This is a genomic window from Zobellella endophytica, assembly GCF_003012775.1.
Classification (GTDB): Bacteria; Pseudomonadota; Gammaproteobacteria; order Enterobacterales; family Aeromonadaceae; genus Oceanimonas; species Oceanimonas endophytica.
Window position 1 is genome coordinate 454,308 of sequence record NZ_PXYG01000001.1, and the last position, 12,430, is coordinate 466,737.

A 12,430-nucleotide genomic window follows, 5' to 3' on the forward strand; every position below is an offset into this window, starting at 1 on the left:
CGTGCGTGTTACCATCCGCGCGCTTTTTACAGGCGAAGGCCGGTCGCAGCTTTCGCCACTAACCTTAGAGAGAAAATTATGTCATTCGTATTTGAAACCGAAGTTCGTTCAGACCTGGGGAAAGGTGCGAGCCGCCGCCTGCGTCATGAAGACAAAGTTCCCGCCATCGTTTACGGCGGCGACCAGGAGCCGGTAGCCATCGCCCTGGACCACAAAAAAGCCATCATCGCCCAGCAAAACGACGCTTTCTACAGCGACGTGCTGACCCTGGTGATCAACGGTCAGGAAGTAAAAGTGAAGCTGCAAGACGTTCAGCGTCACCCCTACAAGCCCAAGCTGGCTCACCTGGACTTCGTTCGCGTTTAATCGCAACGAGCCCGAAAAAACCGCCGCAAGGCGGTTTTTTTATGCCTGCAATCCAAGTGGTTCAAATAACCGCCGCCTGGCGCGTTTTGCATTCCCATTTCACCTTTTTGCCATTGCCTCCGCTCGCCAGCCCGTCCAGAATGGTTGCATATGGAAACCGTGGTGGCAGGAATGGCGGCCTGTAACGCCCGGGCGGTAGCGTGCCTGCTGCCGATGCGGCCCTTTATTGTGGCTTTATACTGGTATGCACTTATCTCTATTGGAGCGGATTTATGGAAGTAGTAAGAAGTAAAGAGTTTAAGGCTGAGCGCGCCTGGGGTGCGAAGGATATTGCTAATATGAATGGCATAACGACGCGTCTGCATTGGACAGATCAGCCGTACAAGTGGCATGTTAATGATGGCGCAGAAGTGTTCGTTGTTTTGGATGGACAAGTTGAGATGTATTATCGGTTGAGCGGTAAAGAAGAATCGGTTGTATTGAATGCAGGTGATATTTTTTTCGCTGCAATTGGTACCGAGCATGTTGCTCATCCCATAGGGGAAGCAAGGGTGCTGGTGGTGGAATGTGAAGGTAGTGTATAAATTCGATTTACGCTGCGCTTCAAGCTCTCTCTGAATCGGGCGTTATGGTGGTGAGCTGCCAATAAGTCTGCACGTATCCACAAACACTTGCCGTTGCCCAAGGGACAGCCCTGCGACAACACGGATGACAATGCCATGAGAACGGAAGGAGACAAGCTTGAATTATAATGAATTCAACCAGTTTTGTGGCTCTATGCTTGCAACCACCCATGTTGTTCAATGGGGTAACGCTCACGTTTGGAAAGTCGGTGGCAAAGTATTCGCCATCGGTGGTTGGGACAAGCAGGAACAACCGGCATTCACTTTTAAAACATCAGACCTGAATTTTGAATTTCTCAGTGGCCATGAAGGTTATCGACCTGCACCCTATTTCGCCAGCCGTGGCATGAAATGGATACAGCAGACTGACACTTCCGGTGCCTTGGACGAGGAGTTGAAGTACTATTTAGCCGAATCATATCGGATAGTGTCACTCGGCCTCAGCAAGCGAAAGCAACAAGAGCTGGGTATAAACCCGGTGCAAAAAACCTGAGCCGGTCTCGTGACAAGGTGTTCAATAGCAATTTTCAATATCTGGCGGTTTTATTTCACCGTTAAGTTTGGATGGTATTAGAGCGATAACAGTTTACACTTGGCTGTATGGTTTTTTAAGTTTATAAAATTCACGGACTTAAGGCGATTAAAGATTAGGAATGGTAAAGTTTAATCGCTTTGAGATATGGCTGTTTTTTCCTATGAGTAAATAGTTCTGGCCCAACGTGTCAGGCCGGCGGTAACACTGCCGAAATGGTCACCTATGACAATAGGGGTATGCTGAAACTGTTGTTTTAAAAACTGATTTAATACGGGAGATTTAGCTGTGCCTCCGGTAACAAATACCACATCAGGCTGACAGTTGGCCTGAGTAATGGCATCTGCCATTAGTGCGGCTATGGCATTCAGTTCACGCTTGCATGCCTTGGCAAAGCCATCCCTATCCAGGTTGACGGTCAGTCCGTCATCGATGTCGGATAAATCTACTTGCTGTTGCATTTGATCCGTTAAGGCAATTTTGCTCTGCTCTGCGGCGTTGACTACACGGTAGCTCAATTTTTGTTGTTGCACGGTTAACAAGCGTCTTAATAACCGGGGATGTTCCGCATCACGGATCAGCTGCTGTAAAAAACGGCCATTGGCGGCACTATAGAATTCGGTTTGATGAGTAATGTTGTTAATTGCCACAGCTTGCCAGTAGCTGTTGGTTGGCATGGACTTGCCCGTTTTCAACATAGTATCCATGCCAAAACTTGGCATAATACCTTTAAGCGCAAAGGCAATGTCAAAGTCATTACCGCCAATACGCTCGCCACTGTGGCTTAATAGGTCACCGGTTCTATCTTGTGAAGCGGCTTGTTTGGGGCCCATTAACAACATTGAGCAATCCGTGGTGCCGCCGCCAATATCCACTACTAGAACCCTGGTTTCCTTATCCAGGCTGGCTTCATACTCAAAGCCCGCGGCAACTGGCTCAAATTGAAATTCAACATTTTTAAAGCCGATGCGCTTTGCGGCATTGGTCAATATTGTCAGTGCTTGCTGGTTACTTTCTTCACCACGTAAACCTTGAAAGTTAACAGGGCGGCCGATAACCGTTTGGCTAACATTTCTTCCTAGTGCTGTTTCGGTGAGCATTTTTATATTGCTCATCATGGCCGCAACAATGTCTTCAAACAAGTCAATTTGCTGTGGCATTAAACCGCTGGCGCCAAGGAATGATTTTGGTGACTTTATGTAGTAACCTTCATCGGGCTCTTGCAAGTAGTTGTTTAATGCTTGCTGGCCAAACGACAATTCAGTTGGACAGCCATCCAATGTAAGCTCTCTTAAAACGGCTTGCCCTTTTTGCAATAACCTCTGGCGTTGCTGCTGAAAGTTTTTTTGCTCTGCCAATGGCAAGTGTTTGCACAGCCAGTTGACAATGACATCACGACTCGGAGCATACAACGTTGACGATATATATCGACCATGATCACCTAAAGGTAAAATTTTGGGGTTATTTCCTTCCATAACACCGACAGCACAGTTTGATGTACCGTAGTCAAATCCGATCATGTTGATGTCCAAAAGCAAAAAAGGTCGCGTAGAATACAGGGATATTCATCACCAGACAAGGTGTTCGGGAATTCATATAACAAGTGCAACACGCATGATTGAAGGGGTGGCCGAGCAGGTCCGTTGCCTTCCGCCAACCACGCCGGCGCGCCGGCATAACAGGGAAGGATCGCTTTGATGATCAATATCAGCGTGATCCTATGCTGTCTTTTCAACGACAGATGATCGCCATGAACGGAGAACGGACTCGGCCTCTTGCAGCACCTCTCCATCATCAGTGACCCGCGCCAGCAATGGAAAGTGGAGCACCAGCTCCCGGACATCCTCTTTCTCACCATCGTGGCGGTGATTGGCGGTGCCGAAGGATGGGAGGAAATCGAGGATTTCGGCGTCGATCATCTCGACTGGCTGCGCCAGTACGGTGACTTCGAGAACGGGGTGCCGGTGCACGATACCATCGCCCGGGTGATGGGCATGCTCTCGGCCAAACAGCTGCAAAAGAGCTTTGCCGCCTGGATGAAAGACTGCCATGTGGCCACCGAAGGAGAAGTGGTCGCCATCGACGGCAAAACCCTGCGAGGCAGCTACGACAAGGGCCGGCGGCAAGGGGCCATCCACATGGTATCGGCGTTCAGCGCCGCCAATCAGGTGGTGCTGGGCCAGGTCAAAACCGATGATAAATCGAATGAGATCACCGCGATTCCCGAACTGTTGGAGCTGCTGAGCATTCGTGGCTGCCTGGTGACCATCGACGTCATGGGCTGCCAGCGGGCCATCGCCCAGAAGGTGATCAACAAGGGCGCGGACTACCTGCTGGCGGTGAAAGGCAACCAGCCCAAGCAGGAAGAGGCTTTCAATCATTACTTTCGCATGGAGATGTTTCAGCATCCCGATAGTGACAGCTACAGCACGCAGGAAAGTGGCCATGGCCGCCAGGAAACCCGGATGAGCCTGGCGGTGGACGACTTGTCCATCCTGGGGGACCTGGTGTTTGACTGGCCGGAGTTAAAAACCTTAGGCGTAGTGGCGGCGATACGGGAAGTGGGCGGTCAACCGGCCAAGGACATCAAGGTACGCTACTACATCAGCTCGGCCAAGCTGTCGGCCAAGGAGCTGCTGGAAGCCAGCCGCTCCCACTGGTCGATAGAATCCCAGCTGCACTGGCAACTCGATGCAGGCATGCGGGAAGACGACTGTCGCATTCGGCGAGAGCAGGCCGGCGAAAACATGGCCACCATCCGGCATATCGCCTTCAATGCGTTGAAGGAAGACACCAGCTTCAAAGTCGGCATGAAGCGCAAACAAAAGCGGGCAAGCCGAAACAACGCCTACCTGTCGCAAGTCTTGGCAGGACTGGGGGTTTCATAATCTTGCCCTGGGTTCCGACCGGCGGCCCTCGTGGCGGATGGAGTGCAGATAAGCAATGATGCCGGTGTGCTTGTTGCCCCGGTTCGACAACGACGGCGCCGGAGCGGCACCCGGTAGTCATCTCCACGATGGCCTGTCGATCTACACTCTTACTGTTCGACTATGAGATGGTGCTGCCAAATCACCCAGGAGGAACATTATGAGTTCGACAACGGATAGGGCCGAGATCGAATCGGTCCTCCAGCGACTGACGAAAGCACATGCGGACCACGATGCGGACACGATCGCCGACGCCTACGCGCCGGATGCCGTGATCTACGACCTGGCGCCACCGCTGGGGCGTCGGGGAATTGATCGTGACTACATCGACGCCTGGCTCGCGGGGTGGGAGGGGCCAATCCAGCTCGATTCGCGCGACATCGATCTTGCCATCGAGGGCACCCTGGCGTTCGTATCGGCACTCAACAGAATGCAGGGCCGTCAAGGCGGCGCAGAGCAGGACATGTGGTATCGCACGACGTTATGTCTGCGCAAGGCCGACGGGCGATGGCGCATCGTCTGTGATCACACCTCCGTGCCGTTCTACATGGACGGCAGTGACCGGGCCGCAGTCGATCTGAAGCCATGAGGAATGAGAGCGATGACCCCCAGCAGCACATCGCGCGCAGTCGCGGAAGTTCGCCACCTGATCTTCCCGTCGACACTTCAGGGACAACCCGGCGGATAATAACGGCACGCAACGGACGTTATGGCTCATATGACCCAATAGATGTTCAAATGGGCCGCAATCCAAAGTGGAATGTTCAAGGGGCAGCAATGAATATGACCCCTGTCAGTGGGCGTAGCCAACAAGGCCGGGCGACCTGCCTGCATCGATGGTCGGTTGCCGCCCTGCACCTTGCATGGACGTTACCGGCCCAAGGCTCCAAGATTAAACTGATCATCGACACGGAGGATTGGCAATGTATTCGCTTTTTGAACGACGGAGAGTGCTCGTGCTGCTTGCGCTGGTGGTGGGCGCTTTGCTGGCGCAAGGCGCATGGGCGCACCATGGCTGGGGCTGGGCGACCGACGAGCAGTTCGAGCTGACGGGCACCATTATCGAGGTGCGGCTGGGCAACCCCCACGGCGAGGTAACGCTGGAGGTGGACGGTGAAAGGTGGGTGGTTGAAGTGGGGCAGCCGTGGCGGAATGAACGAGCGGGACTCACAGCGGAGCTGCTCACTCCGGGGCAGGTTATCACCGCCCATGGCCATCGCTCTGCCAGGGAGGGCGAGCGCCTGATGAAGGCCGAGCGTGTGGTCATCAATGGCGAGAGCTACGCCCTGTACCCGGGCCGTGCGACCTGAGCCGCTGCCGGAGGCACCGAGATGAGCGGGGAGTGGCTGGTGGCGCTGGAAGCGACGGCGCTCGCCGGGGCGCTGCGCAGCTCGGTCTGGGTATATCCGCTGGTCAATGCGGCGCACATCCTCGGTGTGGCACTGTTGGTCGGGGCCATTATCCCGCTCGACCTCCGGCTGCTCGGAGCCTGGCGGTCGGTACCGCTGGCCCCGCTCTGGCGGGTGCTGACACGCACCGCCGGGGCCGGCCTTGCCCTGGCCATTGTCTTCGGGAGCCTGCTGTTCATCACCGGTGCCACCGAGTATGCCGCCTCCGGCCTGTTCCTCTCCAAGATGGCTGTGGTGGCCATGGGAACGGCGAATGCGCTGGCCTTGCGGCTGGCCCTGCCCGCCGAACTCTTGCACATGCCACCGCCGACCGGTAAATCGCCGGGACGGCTCCGGCTCGCCGGGGGCATTTCGCTGGCCGCCTGGCTGACGGCCCTGACCCTGGGGCGTTTCGTCGGCTACTTTTAAGGTTCCCGAGTGCCTTGATTATGGAACACGGAGCCCCCATCCAAGTGGAAATTCATAGGCGAAATAAGCCCTGAACACCGGCTGCCGCAACAGCCTGGTTCGAACGGCCACTGGCCATCCTCTGTAAGACGACCAAGGACCTATTTTGAACATTACCATCCGGCATTGCGACCCATCGGATAACGCCGATCTGTTCGAGATCTACCGCCATACCTCGGTAACCGAAAACTCCTCCCAGTTGCCTTATCTCGGCCGCGAACAGGTGGCCGGACTGTTTCACCAGGCCAGCCATTACACCCTGGTGGCGGAGACGGAAGACCGGGTGGTGGGGCACGTGACCCTGTTCCTCAGCCAAAAGCCGCGGGACAGGCACGGCGCCATGCTGGCCATTGCGGTACATCCCGACATGCAGGGGCAGGGGGTGGGCAAGCGGCTGATGCGGGCGGCCATCGAGCAGGCAGACCACTGGCTGAACCTGGTGCGCCTAGAGCTGGAAGTGCAGGCGGACAACGCCCCCGCCCAGGCACTGTATCGAAGCTTGGGGTTCGAGCAGGAAGGGGTGAAACGGCTGGCCACCTTCAAGGCCGGGCGTTATCACGATTTGGTGTTGATGGCGCGTATTCGCCCCGAACTGGCGTAATGACCCATGCTCTACAGCGTGCTCTGCGCCACCTTGTGGGCCTCCACCGGCCTGTTCGTCAAACTCTTCCAGGGGCTGGGCATGTCCCAGGTGATCTGGGGGCGCTTCCTGGTGGCGCTCGCCTGCGGCTGGCTGTTTGTGGTGCTCACCCGCCGGGCCCGGCCCGCGCGCCTGCCATTGGGGCGCCGCTACGGCCTGGCCGCCGCCATGACCGCTTATTACGTGCTGGCGACCTATGCCTTCTACTACGCGCCGGTGGGGGTGGCGGCCCTGCTCATTGCCCTGGCGCCGCTCTTTACCTTTTTGCTCAAGCTCATTGCCACCCGTCGCTACCAGGCCAACGAAGCGGCGGGCTTTGCGCTGTCGTTTGCCGGGCTGCTGCTGTATTTCGGCAGCCAGAACGGTGGGGCGGGCGAGGTGCCGGCCACCCTGTGGTTGGGGGGCCTGTGCGGGCTGGGCGCGGCCATGCTGCGCGCGCTGTTCACCTATGTGGCCTGGAAAAATGCCCGGCAGGGCAAACCGATGGACAGCTTTCACACCAGCAACGACATCTTCGTGCTCGGCCTGGTGCTGTTGCTGCCGGTGGTGCTGGCGCAACCGCTCAGCGCGCAAAGCCTGAGCCCGGCCAACCTGGCCTGCCTGCTGGGGTTGGGGGTGGTCGCCACCTTTCTGCCCAACATTTTCAACAACCTGGCGTCGCTCAGGCTGGATCCGACCCTGCACAACATCATCGGTATGTCCACGCCCATCAGTGCCAGCCTGATGGCCTGGATCTGGCTGGACGAGGCCCAGAGCACCGGCGCCCTGCTCGGCATGGCTATTACCCTGGCGGGCATAGGGGGGTCGATATGGCGACCCCGCCGTCGGCCATCCTGAACGGTGCCACCATCCATTTCATTGAGGAGAGACCATGCTCAATACCCTTTTGACCGAACTGGAACGCAAGGGCGAACAAAACGACCGCCAGCAGTCCAGCAAGGAGCAACGCTATCTCAACATCACCCGCGATACCGGCGAGTTCCTGCGGGTGCTGGTCAAGGCCACCGGGGCCCGCCGGGTGCTGGAAGTCGGCACCTCCAACGGCTATTCCGCGCTGTGGCTGGCGTCGTCCCTGCCGCCCGGCGGCCAGCTCACCACCATTGAGCTGCTGCCCGCCAAGGCGGAAGAGGCGCAACGGCATTTTGAACGGGCGGGGCTGGCCGGGTGCATTACCCTGCTGCAGGGGGAGGCCGGCGCCCTGCTGGCCGCCTTGCCGGCCGGCTTCGACCTGATTTTTCTCGATGCGGATCGCGCCCGTTATGTGGCCATGCTGGACGAGCTGTTGCGCCTGCTCCGGCCCGGCGGCCTGCTGGTATGCGACAACGCCGTGTCTCACCGGCAGGAGCTGGAAGCCTTTGTGGCCGCGCTTAACGCCAGGGACGGGTTGTCGTTGTCGCTGGTGCCGGTGGGCAAGGGCGAGCTGCTGGTGCATAAAGGGGAATAAGCGATCGGGGCGCCCTGATCTGCCGCCCTTCAGATGGCCGCGCGGCGGCCGTGACTCAATCACCAAGGAGATCTTATGAACAAGGTCGTTATCGTCACCGGCGGCAGCCGGGGCATAGGGGCCGCCACCTCCAGGCTGCTGGCGGAGCAGGGCTATGGGGTGTGCGTTAATTACCGCGCCCGCTCGGCCGAGGCTGAGGCGCTGGTGGCCGACATCGCCGCCAGGGGCGGGCGCGCCTTTGCCCACGCCGCCGATGTATCGCAGGAAGGCGAGGTGATCGCCCTGTTCAACGCCGCCGAGCAGGCGCTGGGCCCGGTTACCCACCTGGTGAACAACGCCGGCATGCTCGCCACCCAGGCGCGGCTGGCGGAGATGGAACTGGCGCGCTTTGCCCGGGTGCTCAACGTGAATGTGCTCGGCTGCTTCCTGTGTTGCCGCGAGGCGGCCCGGCGCCTGGGGCAGGGGGGCGCCATCGTCAATGTGTCGTCGGTGGCGGCGCGTACCGGCTCGCCCAACGAGTATATCGACTACGCCGCAGCCAAGGGCGCGATAGACACCCTCACCAAGGGGCTGTCGCTGGAGCTGGCCGCCGCCGGCATCCGGGTGAACGGGGTGCGCCCGGGCTTTATCCACACCGAGATGCATGCCGACGGCGGCGAGCCCGAGCGGGTGGCGCGGCTCAGCCCGCAGATCCCGCTGCAGCGCGGCGGCCGGCCGGAAGAGGTGGCCGCCGCCATCGCCTGGCTGCTGTCCGATGCCGCCTCCTACGTGACCGGCTCCTTTATCGATATTGCCGGCGGCCGCTGAGGCCCCGATATTTCGCTGACGACGCTTCGGTTTCATGCTCGTCATCTCCGCGCAGGCGGAGATCCATGATAGCTTGCACCGGGCTCCCGCCTTCGCGGGAGTGATCGCAGAGTCATTTTTCGCCTGCCAAGGCCCGTTCAACCCCCAAGGAGACACCATGGTTACCTGTTATCTGCGCTATATTATCGACCCCTACAAGCTGGAGGAATTCGAATTCTACGGCAAAATGTGGATCCCCCTGGTCGAGAAATTCGGCGGCCAACATCACGGCTACTTTATGCCGTCGGAAGGGGCCAACAACGTCGCCCTGGCGCTGTTTACCTTCCCCAGCCTGGCGCTGTATGAACAATACCGGGCCGCTTCCCTGGAGGATCCGGCCTGCCAGGCGGCGTTCAAATACGCGGAAGACACCCGCTGTATCCTCAGCTACGAGCGCAGCTTCTTCCGGCCGCTGTTCGAATAACGGCGGGTAGCGACGAACGCGGCCCCGCCTTTGGCGAGGGACGCGTTCGTGCGTATAATGCGGCCACTTTTACACTCTTTTTCAGGCAGTTATGAAACTCACCCCGATAGACAAAACCCGTTATCGCCGCCACCTCAATGCCGTGTTTATCGGCTGTGCGCTGGTGCTGGCAGCCGCCAGCCTGGCGGTGGCCCAGCTGCTGATTGCGCTGTTTCCCAGCCCCGACGACAGCCACTTTCACTGGAACCTGCTGGGGGTGGTGTTAAGCGCGCTGGCCATCGGCTGGGGGCTGGACAAATTCCGCCATCATCCCTTCCTGGCCGAGGTGGTCTATGTGTGGGAGCTGAAACAGCGGCTCAACAAGATCAGCCGCAAGCTGCGCAGCATTGAGGCCGCCGCCCGCCGGGGCGACAAAAACGCCATGCTGGCGCTGCAGTTCAGCTACGCCGGCTCGCGCCAGCTGTGGCAGCTGGACGACAACACCCTGGTGATGGACGAGCTGGCGGTAAAACAGGCCGAGCTCGACCGGCTGGCCGAACAGCATGGGCTGGTGCTGGATCCGGAGGATTACCATGAACAGATGCTGGCCCCTTTCTGAGCCCGGGTGAGGAGAGCATGCAACAGCCCATTGTCGGCTATCACCGGGATGAAGAAGGCGAGTGGGTGGCACAACTGCGCTGTGGCCATTTCCAGCATGTGCGCCACCAGCCGCCCTTTATCAACCGGCCCTGGGTGACCACCGCCGCCGGGCGGCAGGCCATGCTGGGGGTGATGCTGAACTGCAAAAAATGCGACCGGGATGAGCCGGCGGACCGCCTTGCCCCGGACAACCCTTCGCCCGAATAAGCCTGAAGCCCGCGCCGGGGCGGCATCTGCGCGCCCTCTGCTGGCAGCCGTTGCCGGGCTCGCCCCTGCGCGAGCACTGCCTTTATCGCCTGTCGGCGGCATCCTGGCAGGCCCGTTAGCCCGCCGGCACCGGCGGCCGTTATACTCAAGGGGTTGACCCGGCCGCCCTGAAAGATTGCGGCGCACCTTATCCACCCGGAGCCGACATGACTTCTCGCTACCGTATCGAACTGGCCCGGCCCGAGCACCTGGCCCTGCTGCCCGCCATAGAGCGGGCCGCCGCCACCCTGTTTCCGGACTCGGTGATCCCGCTCGCACTGCGGGACGGAGTGGTGTCGCCGGCCCGGCTGGCAGAAGCCCTGGCGGAGCGGCGGTTGTGGGTGGCGCTGTCGCCCCGGGGTGAGCCGGTGGGCTTTACCCTGGCCGAGCCGGGAACGAACGACGCCTTTCTGGTGGAGCTGGACGTGCACCCGGACCACCAGCGCCGGGGCCTGGGGCGGCGGCTGATTGAGGTGGCCATCGACTGGGCCCGGGCCCGCGGGCACCGCCGGCTGACCCTGACCACCTTCGGGAGCCTGCCCTGGAACGCCCCCTTCTACGCGCGGCTTGGCTTTCAACTGCTGGATGACACTGGGCTGGACCCACGGCTGGCCCGGCAACTGGCCGGCGAGCGGCGCCTGGGGCTAAGGGACAGGGTGGCCATGGCCCTGGCGCTCCCGCCGGCGGTTTTGCCCCCCTCCTGCCATTCGTTCAAATAATCGCCATTCGGCGTGTTCTGCGTTCCCGCTTCGCCTTTTTGCCATTGCCAGCCCCCGTCACCCCGTCCAGAATAGTTGCATATGGAAACCGTGTTGGCAGGAAAGGATGGCCTGGAACATCAGGGCGGTAGCGTGTCCAGCGGGCTCAAGGTGCCCGCATAGTGCTGGCCAAGCACATGGGTGTAGATTTGCGTGGTGCGGACATCGTTATGCCCAAGCAGCTCCTGCACTGTGCGGATATCCGTGCCCTGCTCCAACAGGTGAGTGGCAAAGGAATGGCGAAAGGTATGGCAACTGACCGGCTTTCCGATACCGGCAGCCACAACGGCTTGTTTAAGCGTCTTGCGGATGGCACTGTCGTGGAGATGATGCCTGCACCAATAACCATGAAAGGGATGGCGGCAGATGCCGGAGGAAGGGAAGATAAACATCCAGCCCGGCTGGCGGTAGGCATTGGGGTATTTTTTGTGCAAAGCCCCGGGCAACGACGGCCCCATGCCTCGGGAGTTATCTTCTCGCTGATCCGCAGCCCACAGCCGTAAAGCAGCTGAATGATCAACGCAGTTTTACCCTGCACATGTTGAAGGACTCGTTGAACTTCCTCCCTGGTCAGAACCGTGGGTAGATAACGCTGACGTGAGGTACGGACAAAATCCAGTTCACCCAGCGGCTTATGCAGAATCTGTTGATATAGGAACACCAAAGCGCAGAGCGCTTGCTTCTGGGTGTTAACGGCAACATGGCGATCATTGGCCAACCATGACAGAAAGCTTTTGACTTCTTCCACTCCCATGTTGTCGGGATGCTGTTTGCGATGGAAAAGTATGTAGCCCTTTATCCAGTAGAGGTAGCTTTTCTCGGTACGGAGGCTGTATTGCCGCAATCTGAGTTCTTGACGGATCTGCTCAATAAAAGGAGACTGTGCCATATGAACCTCTATACTGTATACATATACAGTTATAATAGACAGCAACGGCTGTTCTGGCATATATTCACTCATCGGATCTCTCGGTTGGCAGTAAAAGCAGGGATATGATTTTTTATTATTCAATAAGTTACGAACAACACTCAAAAACATCCGTGCCTGAAGTAGGCGGTTATCGAGAATGCGTGTTTTACACTTTCAAGAAAAACGTGATTTTTGTAAAATTTCAGCAAAATTAGAATG

17 protein-coding genes and 1 pseudogene are annotated in these 12,430 nt (G+C 58.5%); 15 read left to right on the top strand and 3 right to left on the bottom strand.

Annotated features, from left to right (window positions below; all coding sequences use genetic code 11):
• The first annotated feature begins 78 nt into the window (after nucleotides 1–78).
• From rplY to C7H85_RS02025, 3 genes are all read left to right on the top strand, one after another.
• Entirely contained in the window at nucleotides 79–366 is a 288-nt protein-coding gene (rplY, locus tag C7H85_RS02015; protein WP_106728045.1) for a 50S ribosomal protein L25, read from the top strand.
• Between the two features lie 272 nt (nucleotides 367–638).
• Nucleotides 639–950, top strand: coding sequence for a cupin domain-containing protein (locus C7H85_RS02020; protein ID WP_106728046.1), 312 nt, complete (start codon nucleotides 639–641; stop codon nucleotides 948–950).
• 157 nt (nucleotides 951–1,107) lie between these two features.
• Nucleotides 1,108–1,482: an MmcQ/YjbR family DNA-binding protein gene (locus tag C7H85_RS02025; RefSeq protein WP_106728047.1), complete on the top strand. Its 375-nt coding sequence runs from the start codon at nucleotides 1,108–1,110 to the stop codon at nucleotides 1,480–1,482.
• A 200-nt stretch (nucleotides 1,483–1,682) separates the two neighbouring features.
• Here C7H85_RS02025 and yegD read toward each other — a convergent pair whose 3' ends face one another.
• Nucleotides 1,683–3,041, bottom strand: a complete 1,359-nt coding sequence (gene yegD / locus C7H85_RS02030) for a molecular chaperone (RefSeq protein ID WP_106728600.1) — start codon at nucleotides 3,039–3,041, stop codon at nucleotides 1,683–1,685.
• Between the two features lie 255 nt (nucleotides 3,042–3,296).
• Here yegD and C7H85_RS02035 point away from each other — a divergent pair, with 255 nt between their 5' ends.
• From C7H85_RS02035 to C7H85_RS02090, 12 genes are all read left to right on the top strand, one after another.
• Complete coding sequence (locus tag C7H85_RS02035; protein WP_106728048.1) at nucleotides 3,297–4,409, top strand: ISAs1 family transposase; 1,113 nt, start codon at nucleotides 3,297–3,299, stop codon at nucleotides 4,407–4,409.
• 199 nt (nucleotides 4,410–4,608) lie between these two features.
• On the top strand, nucleotides 4,609–5,037 hold the full coding sequence (locus tag C7H85_RS02040; RefSeq protein WP_106728049.1) for a YybH family protein: 429 nt from the start codon (nucleotides 4,609–4,611) through the stop codon (nucleotides 5,035–5,037).
• A gap of 334 nt (nucleotides 5,038–5,371) precedes the next feature.
• On the top strand, nucleotides 5,372–5,758 hold the full coding sequence (locus tag C7H85_RS02045; protein ID WP_106728050.1) for a DUF6152 family protein: 387 nt from the start codon (nucleotides 5,372–5,374) through the stop codon (nucleotides 5,756–5,758).
• Between the two features lie 21 nt (nucleotides 5,759–5,779).
• Nucleotides 5,780–6,265, top strand: coding sequence for a hypothetical protein (locus C7H85_RS02050; RefSeq protein ID WP_106728051.1), 486 nt, complete (start codon nucleotides 5,780–5,782; stop codon nucleotides 6,263–6,265).
• Between the two features lie 145 nt (nucleotides 6,266–6,410).
• Complete coding sequence (locus tag C7H85_RS02055) at nucleotides 6,411–6,905, top strand: GNAT family N-acetyltransferase (protein WP_106728052.1); 495 nt, start codon at nucleotides 6,411–6,413, stop codon at nucleotides 6,903–6,905.
• A gap of 6 nt (nucleotides 6,906–6,911) precedes the next feature.
• Nucleotides 6,912–7,781, top strand: a complete 870-nt coding sequence (locus C7H85_RS02060; RefSeq protein ID WP_106728053.1) for a DMT family transporter — start codon at nucleotides 6,912–6,914, stop codon at nucleotides 7,779–7,781.
• A 34-nt stretch (nucleotides 7,782–7,815) separates the two neighbouring features.
• Nucleotides 7,816–8,388, top strand: a complete 573-nt coding sequence (locus C7H85_RS02065) for an O-methyltransferase (RefSeq protein WP_106728054.1) — start codon at nucleotides 7,816–7,818, stop codon at nucleotides 8,386–8,388.
• Nucleotides 8,389–8,463: 75 nt separating this feature from the next.
• Nucleotides 8,464–9,195, top strand: coding sequence for an SDR family oxidoreductase (locus C7H85_RS02070; protein ID WP_106728055.1), 732 nt, complete (start codon nucleotides 8,464–8,466; stop codon nucleotides 9,193–9,195).
• Nucleotides 9,196–9,352: 157 nt separating this feature from the next.
• Nucleotides 9,353–9,658 carry an NIPSNAP family protein gene (locus tag C7H85_RS02075; RefSeq protein WP_106728056.1) on the top strand — a complete coding sequence of 102 codons (306 nt, stop codon included), beginning with the start codon at nucleotides 9,353–9,355 and terminating at the stop codon, nucleotides 9,656–9,658.
• 91 nt (nucleotides 9,659–9,749) lie between these two features.
• Nucleotides 9,750–10,256, top strand: coding sequence for a DUF3087 domain-containing protein (locus tag C7H85_RS02080; protein ID WP_106728057.1), 507 nt, complete (start codon nucleotides 9,750–9,752; stop codon nucleotides 10,254–10,256).
• A gap of 17 nt (nucleotides 10,257–10,273) precedes the next feature.
• Nucleotides 10,274–10,504 carry a DUF3565 domain-containing protein gene (locus C7H85_RS02085; RefSeq protein WP_106728058.1) on the top strand — a complete coding sequence of 77 codons (231 nt, stop codon included), beginning with the start codon at nucleotides 10,274–10,276 and terminating at the stop codon, nucleotides 10,502–10,504.
• Between the two features lie 206 nt (nucleotides 10,505–10,710).
• Nucleotides 10,711–11,262: a GNAT family N-acetyltransferase gene (locus C7H85_RS02090; protein WP_106728059.1), complete on the top strand. Its 552-nt coding sequence runs from the start codon at nucleotides 10,711–10,713 to the stop codon at nucleotides 11,260–11,262.
• 119 nt (nucleotides 11,263–11,381) lie between these two features.
• Here C7H85_RS02090 and C7H85_RS20290 read toward each other — a convergent pair whose 3' ends face one another.
• Together C7H85_RS20290 and C7H85_RS20295 are read right to left on the bottom strand one after the other, a co-directional pair.
• Nucleotides 11,382–11,759 (bottom strand): tyrosine-type recombinase/integrase, encoded by a 378-nt coding sequence (locus C7H85_RS20290; protein WP_158260051.1) that lies wholly within the window; start codon nucleotides 11,757–11,759, stop codon nucleotides 11,382–11,384.
• A 221-nt stretch (nucleotides 11,760–11,980) separates the two neighbouring features.
• A pseudogene (locus C7H85_RS20295) lies at nucleotides 11,981–12,340 on the bottom strand (site-specific integrase); the annotation flags it as partial.
• Nucleotides 12,341–12,430 lie beyond the last annotated feature (90 nt).

Coding starts and splice junctions, on each gene's coding strand:
- rplY (WP_106728045.1), top strand. CDS start 79: ATGTCATTCGTATTTGAAACCGAAGTTCGTTCAGACCTGGGGAAAGGT.
- C7H85_RS02020 (WP_106728046.1), top strand. CDS start 639: ATGGAAGTAGTAAGAAGTAAAGAGTTTAAGGCTGAGCGCGCCTGGGGT.
- yegD (WP_106728600.1), bottom strand. CDS start 3,041: ATGATCGGATTTGACTACGGTACATCAAACTGTGCTGTCGGTGTTATG.
- C7H85_RS02040 (WP_106728049.1), top strand. CDS start 4,609: ATGAGTTCGACAACGGATAGGGCCGAGATCGAATCGGTCCTCCAGCGA.
- C7H85_RS02045 (WP_106728050.1), top strand. CDS start 5,372: ATGTATTCGCTTTTTGAACGACGGAGAGTGCTCGTGCTGCTTGCGCTG.
- C7H85_RS02050 (WP_106728051.1), top strand. CDS start 5,780: ATGAGCGGGGAGTGGCTGGTGGCGCTGGAAGCGACGGCGCTCGCCGGG.
- C7H85_RS02060 (WP_106728053.1), top strand. CDS start 6,912: ATGCTCTACAGCGTGCTCTGCGCCACCTTGTGGGCCTCCACCGGCCTG.
- C7H85_RS02065 (WP_106728054.1), top strand. CDS start 7,816: ATGCTCAATACCCTTTTGACCGAACTGGAACGCAAGGGCGAACAAAAC.
- C7H85_RS02070 (WP_106728055.1), top strand. CDS start 8,464: ATGAACAAGGTCGTTATCGTCACCGGCGGCAGCCGGGGCATAGGGGCC.
- C7H85_RS02075 (WP_106728056.1), top strand. CDS start 9,353: ATGGTTACCTGTTATCTGCGCTATATTATCGACCCCTACAAGCTGGAG.
- C7H85_RS02080 (WP_106728057.1), top strand. CDS start 9,750: ATGAAACTCACCCCGATAGACAAAACCCGTTATCGCCGCCACCTCAAT.
- C7H85_RS02085 (WP_106728058.1), top strand. CDS start 10,274: ATGCAACAGCCCATTGTCGGCTATCACCGGGATGAAGAAGGCGAGTGG.
- C7H85_RS02090 (WP_106728059.1), top strand. CDS start 10,711: ATGACTTCTCGCTACCGTATCGAACTGGCCCGGCCCGAGCACCTGGCC.
- C7H85_RS20290 (WP_158260051.1), bottom strand. CDS start 11,759: ATGGGGCCGTCGTTGCCCGGGGCTTTGCACAAAAAATACCCCAATGCC.